Consider the following 16,181-nt stretch of genomic DNA (forward strand, 5'->3'; position numbering starts at 1 on the left):
CGGCTCCTCTCCGCCCGCGGGCGGCGCCTGCGCGCTCACCGGGCCAGTGCCTTCAACGCATCGACGTGGTCGGCTTCGGACGCCGGCTTGTCGGTGCGCCAGCGCAGGATCCGCGGGAACCGCACCGCCACGCCCGACTTGTGCCGCTTCGACAGGTTCACCCCCTCGAACCCGAGCTCGAACACATGCTCCGGCGTCACCGAACGCACCGGACCGAAGCGCTCGACGGTGTTGGCGCGGATCCAGCGGTCCAGCTGCAGGATCTCCTTGTCGTCCAGCCCCGAGTACGCCTTGGCGACCGGCACCAGCGCGTCGCCGTCCCACAGCGCGAAGGTGTAGTCGGTGTACAGCGTGCTGCGCCGGCCCGAGCCGGACTGCGCATAGACCAGCACCGCGTCGACGGTCAGCGGGTCGACCTTCCACTTCCACCAGTCGCCGCGCTTGCGGCCGTGCCGGTACGGCGAGTCGCGGCGCTTGAGCATCAGCCCCTCGACACCGCGGCCGCGGGCTTCCTCGCGCAACCCGGCGGCCTGTCCCCAGTCGGGTGCGACGACCTCCGGCGACACCCGCAGCAGCGGGTGCGCGGCGGGGTCGAGCAGGTCGACCAGCAAGCGGCGGCGCTCGGCCAGCGGGCGCTCGCGCAGGTTCTGTCCGTCCAGTTCCAGCAGGTCGTAGGCGAGCACCCGCGCCGGGGCGTTCGCCAATGCCTTCGGCCCCGGCTTCAGGCGCTGGATCCGCGTCTGCAGGGCCGAGAACGGCAACGGCGCCTCGTCCTCGCCCTGCCAGGCGAGCAGTTCACCGTCGATCACCGCGTCGCGCGGCAGCTCCGCCGCTGCGGCCTCGATCTCGGGGAAGCGGCCGTCCATCCGCTCCTCGCCGCGCGACCACAGCGCGATGTCGGGGCCGCGGCGGATCAGCTGCAAACGGATGCCGTCCCACTTCCATTCCAGCAGCCAGTCGCCGATATCGCCGAGCGCGGCGGCGTCGGATTCCAGCGGCGAGGCGAGGAAGAACGGATACGGCAACTCGGCGTCGCCGGCCTGCGGCTCGTTCGACAGCAGCCCTTCCATGAACGCCGCCGACGGCGTCCAGCGTCCGAGCATCCGCTGCGCGACCAGCGCCACGTCCAGCCCCGACAGCTCGGCCAGCGCCTTCTGCACCAGCCCGGCCGACACGCCCACCCGCAGCGCGCCGGTCAGCAGCTTGTTGAACGCGAGCCGCTCGCGGAAACACAGGCCGCGCCACGCCGCCACCACCACCGCGCGCCGCGCCTCCGGGTCGGCGTTGGCGACCGGCACCAGCCGCCGTTCGATCCACTCCGCGAGCCCGATGTCGTCGCCGGGGTCCCGCGGGTCGTCCAGCAGCAGGGCCAGCGTTTCGGCCAGGTCGCCGACCGCATGGTGGCTGGCCTCCACCAGCCAGTCCGGGTTGCCGCTCTCGACCGCGATCCACGCACGCAGCTCGCCGCTGGAGGCGATCCGCGCACGCGCGCCGCCGACCTTGCCGCCGGCCAGCAGCCACAGCGCCCACGCGGCATCGCGCGGCGGCGCGTCGCGGAAGTAGTCGACCAGCGCCGCGCGCTTGTCACCGGTGCCGGTGCTGCGGTCGAGCCGTTCGTACAGGGCGGCGAAGCGGCGCATCAGTCGTCGCCGCCGTAATCGGTGCGGAACACGCCCGCGTCGATGCCGGACTCGCGCAGCACCCGCACCAGCGCGTCGGTATCGCCGTGGGTGGCGATGACGCGGCCAGCGCCGGTCTCGCGCGCGGTGCGCAGCAGCGCCGGCCAGTCGGCGTGGTCGGACACCACGAAGCCGCGGTCCAGGTTGCGCCGCCTGCGGTTGCCGCGGATGCGCATCCAGCCCGACGCGAACCCCTGCTGCGCCCGCTTGAAGCGGCGCACCCACGGGCTGCCGGCCGCGGACGGCGGCGCGATGACGAGTTCACCGGCGAAGTCGGTCCCGCGCGCTTCGTCGACGACGCGCCGCGTTTCCAGCATCGGCACGCCGACCTCGCGGTACACCTGCACGCCGGCGTCGATCGCGCCGTGCAGCCACGCCGGCCGGTCGGTATGCGCCATCAGCTCGGCGAGCACCCGCTGCGCCTTGCCCAGCGCGTAGCAGTACAGGATCGCCGCCTCGCCATTGGCCGCGCACTCGTCCCGCCACTCCGCGATGTCGCGCGCCACGTCGGCGGTCGCAGGCCAGCGGTAGACCGGCAGCCCGAACGTCGCCTCGGTGACGAACACGTCGCACGGGACCACCTCGAACGGCAGGCAGGTCGGGTCGGGGTCGCGCTTGTAGTCGCCCGACAGGACCCACGCCTCGCCGTCGACCTCGATGCGCAGCTGGGTCGAGCCGAGCACGTGCCCGGCCGGGTGGAACGACAGCGTCGCCGCGCCGATCCGGAACCGCTCGCCGTGCGCGTGCACGCGGTAGTCCTGCTCGCCAAGCCGCCACCGCAGGATCGGCAGGCCGGCGTCGACCACGTGGTAGCAGCCCATGCCGACCCGGGCGTGGTCGCCGTGGCCGTGGGTGATCACCGCGCGGGAAACCGGCCGCCACGGGTCGACGTGGAAATCGCCGGCCGGGCAGTACAGGCCGTCGGGCGTCGTCACCACCAGATCGGAAACGCTGCCCAGAATCCACCCCGTCCACTTCGCCGCGCCGGCGTCGGAGCGAGTGGACCAGCGCGGGCGTCAGCGCGACGTCAGCACCGCGCGTCCACGCCCGCCCGCGCTACCGCAGCGCCCGCTACCGCAGGTCGACGTCGCCGACCTTGTCCTGGTAGTCCTTCTTGGGATCGGCCCCGAGCATCATCTTCACCCCGGCCAGCAGGCTGGACTCGTTGAGCCACACCTCGGCCTCCTCGGCGTCCAGCCGCAGCAGCACCAGCTTGGGATCGTCCTTGCCCTCGTACCAGGCGGCGATGAACGGGTTCCACAGGCGCTCGACCACCGCCCGGTCGGTGTCCTCGCGCAGCGTGCCGCGGATGCTGGCGAACAGTTCGTGGTCCTTGGAGGCGAATGCGGCGACGGCGCGGCCGCCGCCCGGGCCGAGCTGCTGCACCAGCGCGTTGTCACGGGCGGTGAAGAACCAGATGGGGCTGCGGTCGTGTTCGGCCAGCGCCGTCATCGGGCGCGCGTGGCCGTCTTCGACGCCGTCCAGCCCCAGCATCATCGTGCGGTCGTCGTGCAGCGCCTTCCAGAATTTCGCTTCCAGCTCGCGGGGGTCGGCCATTTCCAGTCTCCGTCAGCGCCGCAACAATGCGGCGGAAGGGATTGGAATAGCAGGCCCCGGGTTAGCGCGGCGTGCGGAATTCCCCGGAGGCGCAGCGCGAAGACCGGTCTACTGCTGCGCCAGCACGAAGTCGATCGCCGCGCGCACCGCCGCCACCTGGGCGTCGTTGCACTGCTGCGGGGTGGCCTTCGGACTGTCGGGATAGACCTCGGTGGTGGTGGTGTACGCCGCGTCGGTGATGCCGGCACACAGGCCGAGCTGCCGGACCGGGTAGTTGATGACGCCGGGCGCGACCACGGGCGAGCCGATGATCCGGCCGTTCGCATCGGCCGGAGCGATGTGGGTCACCTTCGCCACCGCTTCGATGATCGCCTGCTGGAATTCGGGCTGCGGGTTCGCGCTGTCGCCCACCAGATAGAAGCCGTCGGGCACGTCGTCGGGCTCGTACGGCTTGCCGTCACGGGCGGCGAGCGCCGGGCGGAATTCGGACTCGTCGCTGTCGGTGGTCTCGTGCAGGTCGATGTGCAGCACGATGCGACCGCGGTACGGCGCCACCAGCGCCATCAATGCGGCCGACTCGGGCGCCGGGCTGTCGGCGACGAACGAGCGGTTCGGGTCGACCGCGTGCATGTTCCAGCGGTGAATGCGTTCGTAGCCCCACGGGCTGATGCACGGTGCGACCAGCAGGTTGGCGCGCCCCTCGTAGTCGGCCGCGTGCTGCTCCACGAACTGCAGCGCGCCATGCACGCCGCTGGTCTCGTAGCCATGCACGCCGCCGGTCACCAGCACCACGGGCAGGTCGTCGCGCCAGCCGCGGCTCCTGATCGCCAGCAGCGGGTAATGCTCGCCGGCGTAGTCGAGCTGCCCGTACTGCTCCACGTCGAAGCGCCCGCGCAGGCGCTCGACCGCCCCGAGCACGTCCGCCTCGTAGCTGCGCCTGCGGCGCTGGCCGGACAGCCAGGCGGCCTTTTCGGGCGCACCCCACGGGGTGCCGGGGGTGCCGATGGGATAGAAGGAATCGGTGCGTGTCATGGTCGGTCCTGCGCAGGTACAAGCACCCGATGATGAAGGCCCGTCGCCGCCGCGCCAACCGTCATCCCGGCCCTGCGTGACCGGCGGCCCCGCCCGCTTCACCACCGCGACCGGCACCCGGCAGCCGCACCTCGCGCTGCGGAAGCGGGATCGTGATGCCGTGCACCCGGAAGGCCCGCCAGATCGCCAGGTTGATCTCGGAACGCACGTTGTTGACGCCCTGCTCCGGCGAGGTCACCCACACGCGCAGTTCCAGCTCGATGCCGTTCTCGCCGAAGGCCATCAGCCGCGACGCGGGAGCCGGATCGTCCAGCACGCGCTGTCCGCCCTTCGCCGCCCGCTCCATGAGCGCCATGGCCAGTTCCGGGTCGGCGTCGTAGCTGATCCGCACCGGCAGTTTGAGCCGCACGTTCTGGTCGCCGTAGCTCCAGTTGACCACCGGGTTGATGATCAGGTTCTCGTTGGGCATCAAGGTGTCGACGCCGTCGCGGTCGCGGATGACGACGTAGCGCGCGCGCATTTCCTGCACCCAGCCGTAGCGGCTGCCCGACTGGTCCTCCACCGTGACCACGTCGCCGGGCTTGACCGAGCGGTCGGCCAGCAGGATGAAGCCGGAGATGAAGTTGCTGACGATGCGCTGCAGGCCCAGGCCGAGGCCTAGGCCGAGGGTGCCGCCGATCACCGCCAGCGCCGACAGGTCCAGCCCCACCACCTGCAACGCGACCACCACCCCCACCGTCATCAGCGCGAGCTTGGCGACCTTGCTGATGCCGACGCGGGCACTGGCGGACAGATGGGGCGAACCCATGACCCGGCGCTCGAGCAGGCGCGACAGCCACGCCGCCACGACCAGCACCAGCAGCACCACCGCGAGCGCGCGCAGGACCAGCAACACCGAGATGCGGGTGTCCCCGACGGAGAACGCCGCCGCGTCCAGCGCACCGACCACCCGGGGCAACCAGCCCAGCAGGTGCAGCGCCACGCCGACCCAGACCACGGCGACGATCAGGCTCTCGGACGCACGCAGCAGGGGCCCGGGATTGAGCGCGGTCGAGAGCAGGTAGACCGCCAGCCGGACGAGCCCGAAGGCGACCGCCAGGCTCAGCGCGATGCGCACCATGCCGTCGGGTTGCCGCAGCGCGGCGAACGCACCCCAGGCCAGCAGCAGGGACACGCAGGCCGCCAGCGGAAACACCAGCAGGCGGCCTGCCGCGAGGGCGGTCAGGGCCAGCGGCGCGGCGCTTCCGGCGGCAGCGGGGTGCCGCGCCCGCCAGCCGGCGTAACGCCGGTGCGCCAGCCATGCGAGCGCCAGGCACGCGACCACCGCGGCGCCCTGCCACAGCAGCGACGGCTGCATCAGTGCGGCCATCCAGGCCGGGGCCGCGCTGTTCGTTGCATGGGTCATGGTCGCCTCCGCGCGCACCATAACTGATGCGTCGTGGAGCCCGCGCCGTGCACTTTGCATGTCTACCGGGGGCTCGGACATCCGTCCGATGCCAACACCGGTCATCACATGGCGCTTCACGATGCGTCAGCACCATCGGATCGGCGGCGCCGCCGGTCACCGTCGCTGCGGGAAAGTGGCGGCGTGGAGCCAGCGTCACCACCCCACGTCCGGACCTGCAATGGACATGCTCGCCAACCAGCTCGATTTCATATTTTTCTTCTACGGCCTGGCGTTTCTGCTGCTGGGTACCACGTGCTGGACCACGGCACGCGGCGTGGGCCGGCGCGGGGCCTGGGCGGCGCTGGGCGGCTTCGGTCTCGTGCACGGCGTCGGTGAATGGCTCGACCTGGCGGCGTTGATCGTCGGCGACACGCCGCTGTTCGCCGCGGGGCGTACCGCAGTGATGGCCGTTTCCTTCGTGCTGTTGCTGGAGTTCGCCCGGCTGGAAGGGGCGCGACTCGGCGCACGCGTGCCGGGGCGCTGGATCCATGTGCCATTGTTGTTGCTGGTGGCGCTGGTGGGCTTTCTCCACGGCACTCCCGCGGCCAATGTCGCGGCCCGCTACGCGCTCGGCTTTGTCGGCGCGGCGGGCACGAGCGTGGTGCTGGCGCGGCTGGCCGACAGCCTGCCGGACGGCGCGAAGCGCTTTGCCGTGTCGGCGGCCGCCGGCTTCCTGCTCTACGCGGTCTGCGCCGGCCTCGTGGTCCCGCGGGCGTCGTTCTGGCCGGCCGACACGCTCAACCACGACACCTTCGCCGCGCTCACCGGCGTGCCGATACAACTCGTGCGTGGACTGATCGCCTGCTGGATATCGTTCTGCATCTGGGCCGTCTGGAGCGAGCAGTTGGCCGCGGAGGTGTCGTCCTCGCGGTTCCCGCTTCGTGCGCGGCCAGTTCGTGCGGACCGTCGTGGTACTGGGCGGGATCATGCTGGCCGGCTGGACGCTCACCGAGTTCCTCGGCGGCATCTACCGCGAGGACGTGGAGGAACAGGCCGCCAGTGACCTCGACCTGATCGCCAGCCGCCTGGCGGGCGAGCGCGCCATCGTCGATGCCATGACGATGGCGCTGGCGGGCTCGCCGTCGGTGGTGCCGGCGCTGGTCGACGCCCCCGGCGAACGCAGCGCCGCGGCGCGCAACCTGCAGCGCGTGGTCGACCTGGCCGTCAGCGCGTCCGGCGCGCGCGACGGCATGGTCAGCGACGCCTCGGGCGCGGTGGTCGCCGCCTCCACGCCGCCGGCAGCCGCCGCGCGCACGCGGCACTTCCCCGCGCCGGCACGCCCCCACGGCGGCAGCGGCTTCGTGTTCGATACGGCCTTGGCCCGTCCGCTGTATTTCGCCAGCCAGCCGGTCCGCGCCGTGGATGGGCGCACCGTCGGCACCGCCATGCTCACGCGGTCATTGGATACCTTCGAAGCGGACCTGCGCAATTTCGACCGTCCGTATTTCGTGGCCGATCCGCACGGCATCATCGTCCTGACCAATCGCCCCGCCACGCTGTTCCGCCCGCTCTGGCCACTCGACACGGCGGAACGGGCGGAGCTCGCGCGCAGCTACGACCGCCTGGGCACACGGCCGATACTTGGCGCCGAAGTCACCGACACGGCGTGGACGCGGGTGGACGGTGATTCGGACTACGTGCGGCGCGAGTTCGCCGACGACCACGGCTGGTCGCTGGTGATCTTCGAGCCGAGCCGGGAAATCTTCGCCAACCGCTTCCTCGGCATCGTGATCACCCTGCTGACCGCGCTGATGGCGTTGATCTACCTGATCGGCCGCGGCCGCTGGATGCACGACGACATCCAGGCCGGCCAGCGCCTGCAGCTGCAGGCGCTCGCGCAGGACCTCGGCGTCAAGGCCACCACCGACCCGCTCACCGGCCTGCACAACCGCCTGATGCTGGAGCACACGCTCTCCGCGGAAATGGCGCGCGCGCAGCGCTACGAGATGCCGCTGTCGATCGTGCTGTTCGACGTCGACCGCTTCAAGCAGGTCAACGATACCCACGGCCATGCGGCCGGCGACCAGGTGCTGATCCAGCTGGCCCGGCTGGTGCCCGGCGTGATCCGCAACACCGACCTGCTGGTGCGCTGGGGCGGCGAGGAGTTCCTGATCCTGATGCCCGGCTCCGACGCCCACTCGGCGTGCCTGGCCGCGGAGAAGGTGCGCGAGGCGATCGCGCGGGCAACCTTCGCCGGCGTCGATTCGATCACCTGCAGTTTCGGCGTCGCCCAGTACCTGTCCGGCGAAACCGCCGAGGCGCTGGTCGCCCGCGCCGACGCGGCGCTGTACGGGGCCAAGCACGGCGGCCGGAACCGGGTGCAGGCGGCGTCGGGCGGACCGGGAGACGGCGGGCCGGAGTAGCGGCACCGCCCGGACCGCGAACGGCGGCTTTCACATGGCGCCGGGGCACGCCGGCCGATCATGCCGCCGACCCGACGAGGAGACCGTCCAATGAACCTCAAGACCACCCTCACCGCCGCGGCCTGCGCGCTCGCCCTGGCCGCCTGCGGCAACGATGCGCCGGACACCCAGGGCACCGCCGCCCCGGCCACGGCGCCCGCCGATACCGCGCCGGCCACGACCGCGCCCGACACCATGGCACCGGCGGCGCGCACCCCGGCCGCCGGCGCGCAGCCCCCCGCCGCCATGCCGACCGCCGACGGCAAGCCCGCCGCGGTGGTCAGCGACTGCGGCACGACCATCGAAGGCAGCGACGCGATGCAGTTCAACATCGGCTCCATCACCGTGCCGTCCTCGTGCACCGAATTCACCATCACCCTGGAGCACACCGGCCAGATGCCCGTGGTGGCGATGGGACACAACGTGGTGATCACCGCGGCCTCCGACATGGCCGCCGTCGCCGCCGAGGGAATGGGGGCGGGTCTGGAGGCGGACTACGTGATGCCCGGCGACGAACGCGTGATCGCCCACACCGATCTGGTCGGCGGCGGCGAATCCACCTCGGTCACCTTCCCGGTCAGCGAGCTGCAGGACGGCGGCCCGTACCAGTTCTTCTGCAGCTTCCCGGGCCACTCGGCGATCATGAAGGGGACGATCCAGGTCGGATGAGCCGACCCTGTAGTCGCGCCGCGTCCTCGATGGCATGCCCGTGCGCGGTGCTGTCCAGGATGCACCATGCCGGCGACCGCGCCTTCCCGTGCCCGCGCAATGCCTGCGCCAAGGCATCCAAGGCGGCATCGTCGTAGCGGCTGTAGTAGATGCGCGGCGAACCGTGCCAGCGCCAGTAGCTCCAGCGCGCCGCCGCGCCGGCACCGCCGGGCCGCGCCGCCTCCGGCAGCCGCGCAGGATCGGCGGCGACACGTGCGATGCCGTAGCGCTGCCACACGGCGTCCACCGCCGGTTCAAACCAGCTTGCGTGACGCGGTTCGCACGCCACCGGCACCGTGCAGCGACGCCGCACCATCGCGAAGAACCGGTCGGCGACCCGCGCGTCGAACGCCAGGCTCGGGGGCAACTGCACCAGCACCCCGCCAAGCTTGCGACCCAGCCCGGACACGCCGTCGAAGAACGCCGTCAGCGCAGGGCCGGTGCCCTGCAGCCGCGCCTCGTGGGTGATCGCCCGGGACACCTTCACCGAGAACCGGAAGCGCGCGGGGACGCTCGCCGCCCAGCGCTCGAACGTCCGCGGCTGGTGCGGCCGGTAGAACGTCGAGTTGATCTCGGTGATGTCGAAACGGGTGGCGTACCGCGCAAGGTGGCTGTCGCCTTCGCCGAACAGATGGGCGTGGCGCGAAGGAATCGACCAGCCGGCGCAGCCGATCCGGACCCCGTTCGCGGCGCCAACGGTCGATGCCGGAGTCATCCGCCTGGAGCCTCGGCCGCCCGGTCCGGGCGGCGGTCATGGGCATCGATCAGGGGCATGCGGACACCGGCAGCGGGACGGGGCCTCGATGGTGCGGTGGCGCGGGTGGCAGCGGCGTCATCGTCCGTGCCGATGGTCAGAACGTGCGGACATGGTCGACGTGTCGACCGTACTGGGCGCGCCGGCCACTGCGCCCGGGCCCTGACGGCACCGGCCGCGCGACCCGCACGTCCGGTCAGCCGGCCGTAGGTGGCCGGGCCGCGTGGCGGAACAGCGCCGCCGACATCAGCCACGGCATCGCGAACAGCGCGCTGACGCCCAGCACCTCGGCCGGCGGGCTGTACGGCGCGCCCCAGCCCGCGGCGACCGCCGCCAGTGCCACCAGCATCTGCGCGACCGCCACCGCCACCATCACCCGGGCCATCCCACCTGCGCGGAACCTTACGAACACGGCGCCGACGAGCCCCACCACCAGTACACCGGCATAGAGCAGGTTGGCCGGGTGGTCCTCCGAGCCGATCATCCCGACCGCGAGGTTCACCCACACCAGCAGGAACCCGCCGGCAATCGCCACGGCGCTGGCGGCGCGGTACGACCGGCCGCCCGACAGCCGCGTTGCCAGCTCGTAGCTGCCGCAGGCGGCCGCCAGCATCGCGCCCATCACGATGAAGTCCTCCGCGCCCCAGTCGACCTCGTCGGTGAACCGCATCGCCACCGCCGGCAGCAACAGCAGGCACGCGGCCGCGGCCCATGTCACCGCGCTCCAGCGGTTGCCGCGCCCCGGCCCGGTGGGCCGTACACCATGGGTTTCCGTATTGCCGACCATCGCTCGTTCTCCTGCAGGGTTCCGGAGCGCCAGCTTCCGGCCCACGGGTGAGCGCCCGATGGGGCACGTGTGAAGCGGGGACGAAGTCCCGCATACGTCGTCCCCTTGGCCGCAGCCGCGGCAGCAGAGCGGCCACCTAGCGCCGCTCTGCGACCCGGCACACGGCAAGCACCCCGGCACCGTGCTAAACAGGACGCCTGTCCAACCGAAGGGGCACTCCATGGATCGTCTGGGGTGGGTGTCGGACCATGGCCGCGGCGTAGCGGTGCGCGCGTGCGGGTGGCTGCTTGCAATGCTGGCGGCGGCGATGCCGGCCTTCGCTGCGGACGGCACGGCCGGCGTGCTGCGCATGGGCGGCGACGCCGACTACCCGCCCTACCAGTTCATCGACGACGACGGCGATGCCGACGGTTTCGACGTGGCGCTGGCCCGCGAGCTGGCACGGGACCTCGGCCTGGCGCCGCGGTTCGAACTGGGCGGCTGGGACCGGGCGCTGGATCGACTGGAGCGCGGCGAACTCGACATCGTGCCGATGTTCTGGTCGGCCGAGCGCGAACAGCGCTATCTCTTCACCCAGCCGATCATGATCCGCCACCACGCGCTGTTCGGGCGCCGCGACCGGCCGACGCTCGCCTCGCTGGACGAACTGGCCGACGTGCGTGTCGCCGTGCAGCGCGCCGGGCTGGCCGCCGAAGCCCTGCATGCACAGGCCGGTCCGGGGGTGCGGCTGGTCGAGCTGGACACCGAGGCCGACACGCTCGGCGCGGTGGTGCGTGGCGAGGCCGACTACGCCCTCGCGCCCACCGGCATCGGTTACCACGCGATCCGCCAGCAGCACCTGGGCGACGTGATCGCCCTGAGTCCGCCGCTGCTGGAGCGCAAGTACGTCTTCGCGGTGCATCGCGGACGCCCCGACCTGGTGGAGCGGCTCGACGCCTCGCTGGCGCGGCTGCGTGCGGCGGGCGTGCAGAACGACCTGTATGTCGAATGGATCGGCAACCCCGGCCTCGAACCGCCCCGGACCTGGCCGCTGGTCGTGGCCCTGCTGGTGACGCTGGTCGCCCTGGGCCTCGCCGCCTACGGGTGGACGAGGAAGCCCGCGGCGCGCAACGCCACCGCGGCCGAGCGCCGGGACGAGGCGCTGCTCGCCGACCTGCACGCCGCCATCGACGCCGACCGCCTCGGCTTCATGCTCCAGCCCAAGCTCGACCTGCACAGCGGCCGCTGGGTCGGCGCCGAACTGCTGGTGCGCTGGGACCACCCGCAGCGTGGCCCGCTCGCGCCCGACGAGTTCGTGCCGCTCGCCGAACAGGCCCGCGTCATCGGCAAGATGAGCCTGCACCTGCTGCGTTGCGGCCTCGCGCATTGCCGGGAATGGCCGGAGGCCGACCCGCCGCTGCACCTGGCAGTGAACGTGTCGGCCAACGACCTGGCCGACCCGCAACTGGTGGATGCCGTCATCGGCGCATGCGGGCCTTCGGGCACCGGGCTGATGCTTGAAGTCACCGAGACCGACGTGATGCGCGAGCCCGAACACGTCGCCGCGGCGTTGCCGCGCCTGCGCGCCCACGGCATCCGCATCTCGGTGGACGACTTCGGCGCCGGGCATTCCTCGCTGGTCAACCTGCGCCGCCTCGCGCCCGACGAGCTGAAGATCGACCGCTCGTTCGTGGCCGCGCTGCTGACGTCGCATTCGGACCAGGCCATCATCAACGCGATCATCGGCCTGGCCCATGACCTCGGCGCCACCGTCGCCGCCGAAGGCATCGAGGACGCCGCGACCTGGCGCTGGCTGGCCGCCGCCGGGTGCGACACCGGACAGGGGTTCGGCATCGCGCGGCCGATGGCGCCCGAGGCGTTCGCCGAGCTGCTGCAGTCCGACCGCGCCCCGCCGGTTCCGGCGCCATCGCCCGGCAGGCCACAGCGGTTGATGCACTAGCCACCCGCACCCGGTGGTGGACGCCGCCACACTTCAAGCCCGCTTCACCGTCCCCCCATCGCCGCTTCGCGCGGCGCCGACATCGTCGGCGCATCCCATCGCCCGGAGCGCCCTTGAACGCCGCCACCCCTGCCTTCGACCTCGTCATCGTCGGTGCGAGCTTCGCCGGCGCCGCCTGCGCCATCGCCGCGGCCCAGCGCGGCCTGCGCGTCTGCGTGCTGGAACGCAAGCACGACCCCGGCGAAAAGCTGCACACCACCGGCATCATCGTGAAGGAGGCCGCCGAGCGGACCCTGCTCAACCAGGTCCCCGTCGCGATGACCCGGCGCGTCGAGGAAGTGCGCCTGTACGCGCCAAGCCTGAAACAGGTCGCGCTGGCCGCGCCGGGCTATTACTTCCTCACGACCGACACACCGGCGGTGATGCGCTGGCTCGCCGGGCAAATGCGCGCCAACGGCGTGGACCTGCGGCTGGGCTGCGCCTTCACCGACGCCGTGCCCAACGGTGACGGCTGGCAGGTCGCCGGCGTGGGCGGCACGCGCTACCTGGTCGGCGCCGATGGGGCCCGCTCGCGCGTGGCCCGACGCTGCGGCCTCGGCGAGGTGCGGCACTTCCTCTACGGCGTGGAGTACGAGTTCCCGGGCGCCACCCTCGCCCGGCCCGGCGCGCTGCACTGTTTCATCAGCAAGCGCTACGCACCCGGCTACATCGGCTGGATCGCCCAGAGCCCGACCGGCGTGCAGGCCGGCCTCGCGCTGCGGCACGACCCGGCGAACGCGCGCGTGCCCGACATCGACGGGTTCCTGTTGCGCGTCGGCATGGCGGGCGGGCTGCCGCGCCACCTCCGGCCGGGTCACACCCGCGCAGGGCTGATTCCGTGCAGCGGTCCGGTGTTCGACATGGCCCGCGACCGCGCGATCCTGGTCGGCGACGCCGCCGGCATCGTCTCGCCCGTCACCGCGGGCGGCATCCATTCGGCGTGGGAGCACGGCTGGGCGGTGGGCCGCGGAATCGCCGCGTACCTGCGTGATCGTGGCGGCACCTCGCCGGGGGCCGCGGGACGCGTGCCCCCGCCGGAGCAGGTCGCCGTCGAAGCCGCACCGCGCTTCCGCACCAAGCGCGCCCTGCGCTGGGCCTACGACCGCCTGCAGTTCGACTGGCCGTTCGACCTGCTGCTGCATTCGCCGCCGCTGCGCTGGGCGGCGGAGCGGGTGTACTTCCACAAGCGCCGGGCGTGATCTCCGCCGTTCCATGACCCGGCCGCACCTGGGCTATCGTCGGCCTGCACCCGCCGCACGGAGTCCTTCATGCGCCCTCGCCTGCTCATCCTCGTTCTGCTGCTGTCCGTCGCGGCTTCGGCCTACGCCCGGCACGGAAACCTGCGCGACCACGGCATCGCCATCGGTGTCCTGCCGCCGGGCCAGTGGAACGCGATCACCGACGTGCCGGGGGTGCGGGTCGGCCACCGGACGCTCATCCATGGCGACGACGTCCGCACCGGGGTCACCGCCGTGCTGCCGCATGCCGGCAACCTGTTCCAGGACAAGGTCCCCGCCGCGGTCCATGTCGGCAACGGCTTCGGCAAGCTGGCCGGCAGCACGCAGGTGCGGGAGCTCGGCACCGTCGAGACGCCGATCGTGCTGACCAACACGCTCGGCGTGGCGACCGCGATAGACGCACTGGTCGGTTACACCCTCGCGCTGCCGGACAACGAGGAGGTGCGGTCGGTGAATGCCGTGGTGGGCGAGACCAACGACGGCTACCTCAACGACATCCGCGGCCGCCACGTGACCGAGCAGGACGTGCTGGGCGCGATCGAATCGGCCATCAGTGGCCCGGTCGAACAGGGCAACGTCGGCGCCGGCACCGGGACGGTGGCGTTCGGCTTCAAGGGCGGCATCGGCACCTCGTCGCGGAAGCTGCCGGCATCGCTGGGCGGCTACACCGTCGGCGTGCTCGCACAGACCAACTTCGGCGGCGTGCTGAGCGTGGACGGCGTGCCCGTCGGCAAGGCACTGGGCAAGTACTACCTGAGCGACGAACTCAACGACTCGGCCGACGGCTCGTGCATGATCATCGTCGCCACCGACGCGCCGCTCGACGCGCGCAACCTGGAACGCGTGGCCAAGCGCGCGATGCTGGGCCTGGCACGGACCGGCGGCATCGCGTCGAACGGCAGCGGCGACTACGTGATCGCGTTCTCGGCCAGCGAATCGGTGCGGGTACCGTACGAATCCGACAGTCCGATGCGGCAGGTCGCCGTCCTGCGCAACGACGCGATGTCGCCGCTGTTCATGGCCACCATCGAAGCGACCGAGGAAGCCATCCTCAACTCGCTGTTCCACGCCCGGACGATGTCCGGCCGCGACGGCCACGAGGTCGACGCGCTGCCGGTCGACGACGTGCTTCGGATCATGGCGGAGCGCGGCGATCCGGTCACGCGTCAGCCCGTCCCACCGCTCCCTCCAGGCCGGCCCGGAACCGATCGGCGCTAGCCGCGCCAGTTGGCGTGCGTACGCCAGAACTCGACGCTGCGCCGGTACGCCTCGCGGTCCAGCGGCACGCCCGAGCCGCCCTCCTCCACGCCCAGCGCATTGCGCAGCATGGTGATGGGAGCCATCGGCGTTTCCGCAGGCTCGGCCGTGTACATGCAGCCCACCACCCCCCAGTCGGCGCTGATCGTCGTGCCCTCCTTCGCCAGCTGCTCGCGGCTGTAGAGGATCACGACCAGGTAATCCGCCACCGGCGGTTCCAGTCCTTCGAACCAGCGCACCAGCACCGGCAACTCGTCCTTGGTGCGCGCCTCGTAATCCGAACGCAGCAGGTGTCGGTTGCCATCGGTGATCGGCACCGCCAGGCAGCGCGTCGAAGTCCAGTTGCGGTGCACGTGCAGCTTGCAGAACGGCGCGTAGCCGTCCAGCACCTCCAGCGGCGCGACCTCGTTGAGGTGCTGCTCGAACTGCGCGGGCGTGACGTCCTGGATGGTGTTGCGGCGCTGCTCGCGGAACAGGCGGGAACGGGCGAAGTCGGTGAGGACGACGGACATGCGGCGGCCGGCAAGGTGGGGGCCCCCGATTATGCGGGCTGCGCCACCCCGCTCGCCTATGGAGGCCGCACGCCAGCACGTCGGCGCCCGGCAGAGTGAGGCCGCAGCTCCAAAAGAAAATCAGGCCTTGCCGGCGTACTGATCCACCGCGCCCGCCATTTCCTTGAGCGTCTGTTCCATCGATTTCAGGCCATAGGGGTAGAAGTCCGACTTGTCGCCGGCGTCCCAGCGCTTCTTCAGTCCGGGGTCGGACAGGTCCCAGTCCGCGCGGATATCGCGGGTCAGCTGGCGCAGTTCGGCATGCAGCTCGGCGTTGGACGGTCGGCCCCAGTAGTAGTAGCCGTTCCACACCTTGCGGATCTCCAGCCCTGGCGCCAGCAGGAAGGTGTACGGGATCATCGGGTAGTGCTGGGTGTCGGTGTACTCGCAGATGTCCAGGTCGTCGCGCACGCGGTGCTCCTCGTCGTAGAGGAACGTGTAGGACGCACCCAGTTGCTGCCGCAGGTTGTTGGTCGTGTGCCAGTCGTCGGTGGTGATCACCACCGGGGTACAGTTGCCCACGACCAGCTGCGGATGGAAGCGGGTCAGCTCCTTCAGCTGCTCGCGGTCCTTCGGGCAGAAGAAGCCGCGGATCAGCACCACCAGCAGGGGGTCGCCTTCGGTCTGCAGGGCGGAAAGGCGACGCGGGCTCCTGGTGTGGTCGGGAAGGACGTAGTCGGGGAACGTCTGTCCCACTTCGATCTTCGGGTTCATGGGCGGCTCCTTGGGCGCGTGGTGCCGTCGCACCGGTCTCGATGCGGACGGGGCGGTACGCGGGAGGCGGCAGTGGG

The 16,181-nt window shown here is 71.6% G+C and carries 15 protein-coding genes; 6 read left to right on the forward strand and 9 right to left on the reverse strand.

The window, feature by feature from the left end; translation table 11 throughout:
* Positions 1-35: 35 nt before the first annotated feature.
* The 5 genes from U8331_RS09300 to U8331_RS09320 all read right to left on the reverse strand — a co-directional run bounded on the left by U8331_RS09300 (position 36) and on the right by U8331_RS09320 (position 5,673).
* Positions 36-1,640, reverse strand: coding sequence for an ATP-dependent DNA ligase (locus U8331_RS09300; RefSeq protein WP_481130767.1), 1,605 nt, complete (start codon positions 1,638-1,640; stop codon positions 36-38).
* Positions 1,640-2,641 carry a ligase-associated DNA damage response exonuclease gene (locus U8331_RS09305; RefSeq protein WP_481132942.1) on the reverse strand — a complete coding sequence of 334 codons (1,002 nt, stop codon included), beginning with the start codon at positions 2,639-2,641 and terminating at the stop codon, positions 1,640-1,642. The genes U8331_RS09300 and U8331_RS09305 overlap by 1 nt, the downstream gene beginning before the upstream one ends.
* Before the next feature lie 109 nt (positions 2,642-2,750).
* On the reverse strand, positions 2,751-3,236 hold the full coding sequence (locus U8331_RS09310; protein WP_481130768.1) for a pyridoxamine 5'-phosphate oxidase family protein: 486 nt from the start codon (positions 3,234-3,236) through the stop codon (positions 2,751-2,753).
* 108 nt (positions 3,237-3,344) lie between these two features.
* Complete coding sequence (locus U8331_RS09315) at positions 3,345-4,268, reverse strand: M14 family metallopeptidase (protein ID WP_481130769.1); 924 nt, start codon at positions 4,266-4,268, stop codon at positions 3,345-3,347.
* 61 nt (positions 4,269-4,329) lie between these two features.
* Positions 4,330-5,673, reverse strand: a complete 1,344-nt coding sequence (locus U8331_RS09320; RefSeq protein ID WP_481130770.1) for a mechanosensitive ion channel family protein — start codon at positions 5,671-5,673, stop codon at positions 4,330-4,332.
* A 220-nt stretch (positions 5,674-5,893) separates the two neighbouring features.
* On the opposite strand from U8331_RS09320, the gene U8331_RS09325 reads away from it, so the two are divergent.
* From U8331_RS09325 to azu, 3 genes are all read left to right on the forward strand, one after another.
* Positions 5,894-6,718, forward strand: a complete 825-nt coding sequence (locus tag U8331_RS09325) for a hypothetical protein (protein ID WP_481130771.1) — start codon at positions 5,894-5,896, stop codon at positions 6,716-6,718.
* A gap of 892 nt (positions 6,719-7,610) precedes the next feature.
* The gene (locus U8331_RS09330) at positions 7,611-8,078 is read left to right on the forward strand and encodes a GGDEF domain-containing protein (protein ID WP_481132943.1); all 468 of its coding nucleotides are present in this window, start codon (positions 7,611-7,613) and stop codon (positions 8,076-8,078) included.
* A 90-nt stretch (positions 8,079-8,168) separates the two neighbouring features.
* Complete coding sequence (gene azu / locus U8331_RS09335) at positions 8,169-8,786, forward strand: azurin (RefSeq protein WP_481130772.1); 618 nt, start codon at positions 8,169-8,171, stop codon at positions 8,784-8,786.
* On the opposite strand, the gene U8331_RS09340 is transcribed toward azu, so the two are convergent.
* Together U8331_RS09340 and U8331_RS09345 are read right to left on the reverse strand one after the other, a co-directional pair.
* Positions 8,758-9,540, reverse strand: a complete 783-nt coding sequence (locus tag U8331_RS09340; protein WP_481130773.1) for a DUF72 domain-containing protein — start codon at positions 9,538-9,540, stop codon at positions 8,758-8,760. The genes azu and U8331_RS09340 overlap by 29 nt on opposite strands.
* A gap of 235 nt (positions 9,541-9,775) precedes the next feature.
* Positions 9,776-10,366 carry a hypothetical protein gene (locus U8331_RS09345; RefSeq protein ID WP_481130774.1) on the reverse strand — a complete coding sequence of 197 codons (591 nt, stop codon included), beginning with the start codon at positions 10,364-10,366 and terminating at the stop codon, positions 9,776-9,778.
* A 220-nt stretch (positions 10,367-10,586) separates the two neighbouring features.
* Between U8331_RS09345 and U8331_RS09350 the strand changes: the two genes are divergently transcribed.
* From U8331_RS09350 to U8331_RS09360, 3 genes are all read left to right on the forward strand, one after another.
* On the forward strand, positions 10,587-12,305 hold the full coding sequence (locus U8331_RS09350) for an EAL domain-containing protein (protein ID WP_481130775.1): 1,719 nt from the start codon (positions 10,587-10,589) through the stop codon (positions 12,303-12,305).
* Between the two features lie 113 nt (positions 12,306-12,418).
* The gene (locus tag U8331_RS09355) at positions 12,419-13,543 is read left to right on the forward strand and encodes an NAD(P)/FAD-dependent oxidoreductase (protein WP_481130776.1); all 1,125 of its coding nucleotides are present in this window, start codon (positions 12,419-12,421) and stop codon (positions 13,541-13,543) included.
* Between the two features lie 69 nt (positions 13,544-13,612).
* Complete coding sequence (locus U8331_RS09360; protein WP_481130777.1) at positions 13,613-14,800, forward strand: DmpA family aminopeptidase; 1,188 nt, start codon at positions 13,613-13,615, stop codon at positions 14,798-14,800.
* On the opposite strand, the gene U8331_RS09365 is transcribed toward U8331_RS09360, so the two are convergent.
* Both U8331_RS09365 and U8331_RS09370 read right to left on the reverse strand, forming a co-directional pair.
* Positions 14,797-15,351, reverse strand: coding sequence for a DUF3228 family protein (locus tag U8331_RS09365; protein WP_481130778.1), 555 nt, complete (start codon positions 15,349-15,351; stop codon positions 14,797-14,799). The two genes, U8331_RS09360 and U8331_RS09365, sit on opposite strands and share 4 nt — an antisense overlap.
* Before the next feature lie 120 nt (positions 15,352-15,471).
* Positions 15,472-16,104, reverse strand: a complete 633-nt coding sequence (locus U8331_RS09370; RefSeq protein ID WP_481130779.1) for a redoxin domain-containing protein — start codon at positions 16,102-16,104, stop codon at positions 15,472-15,474.
* Positions 16,105-16,181: the final 77 nt, after the last annotated feature.

It is taken from the genome of Lysobacter sp. CC-YZS074, assembly GCF_056739745.1.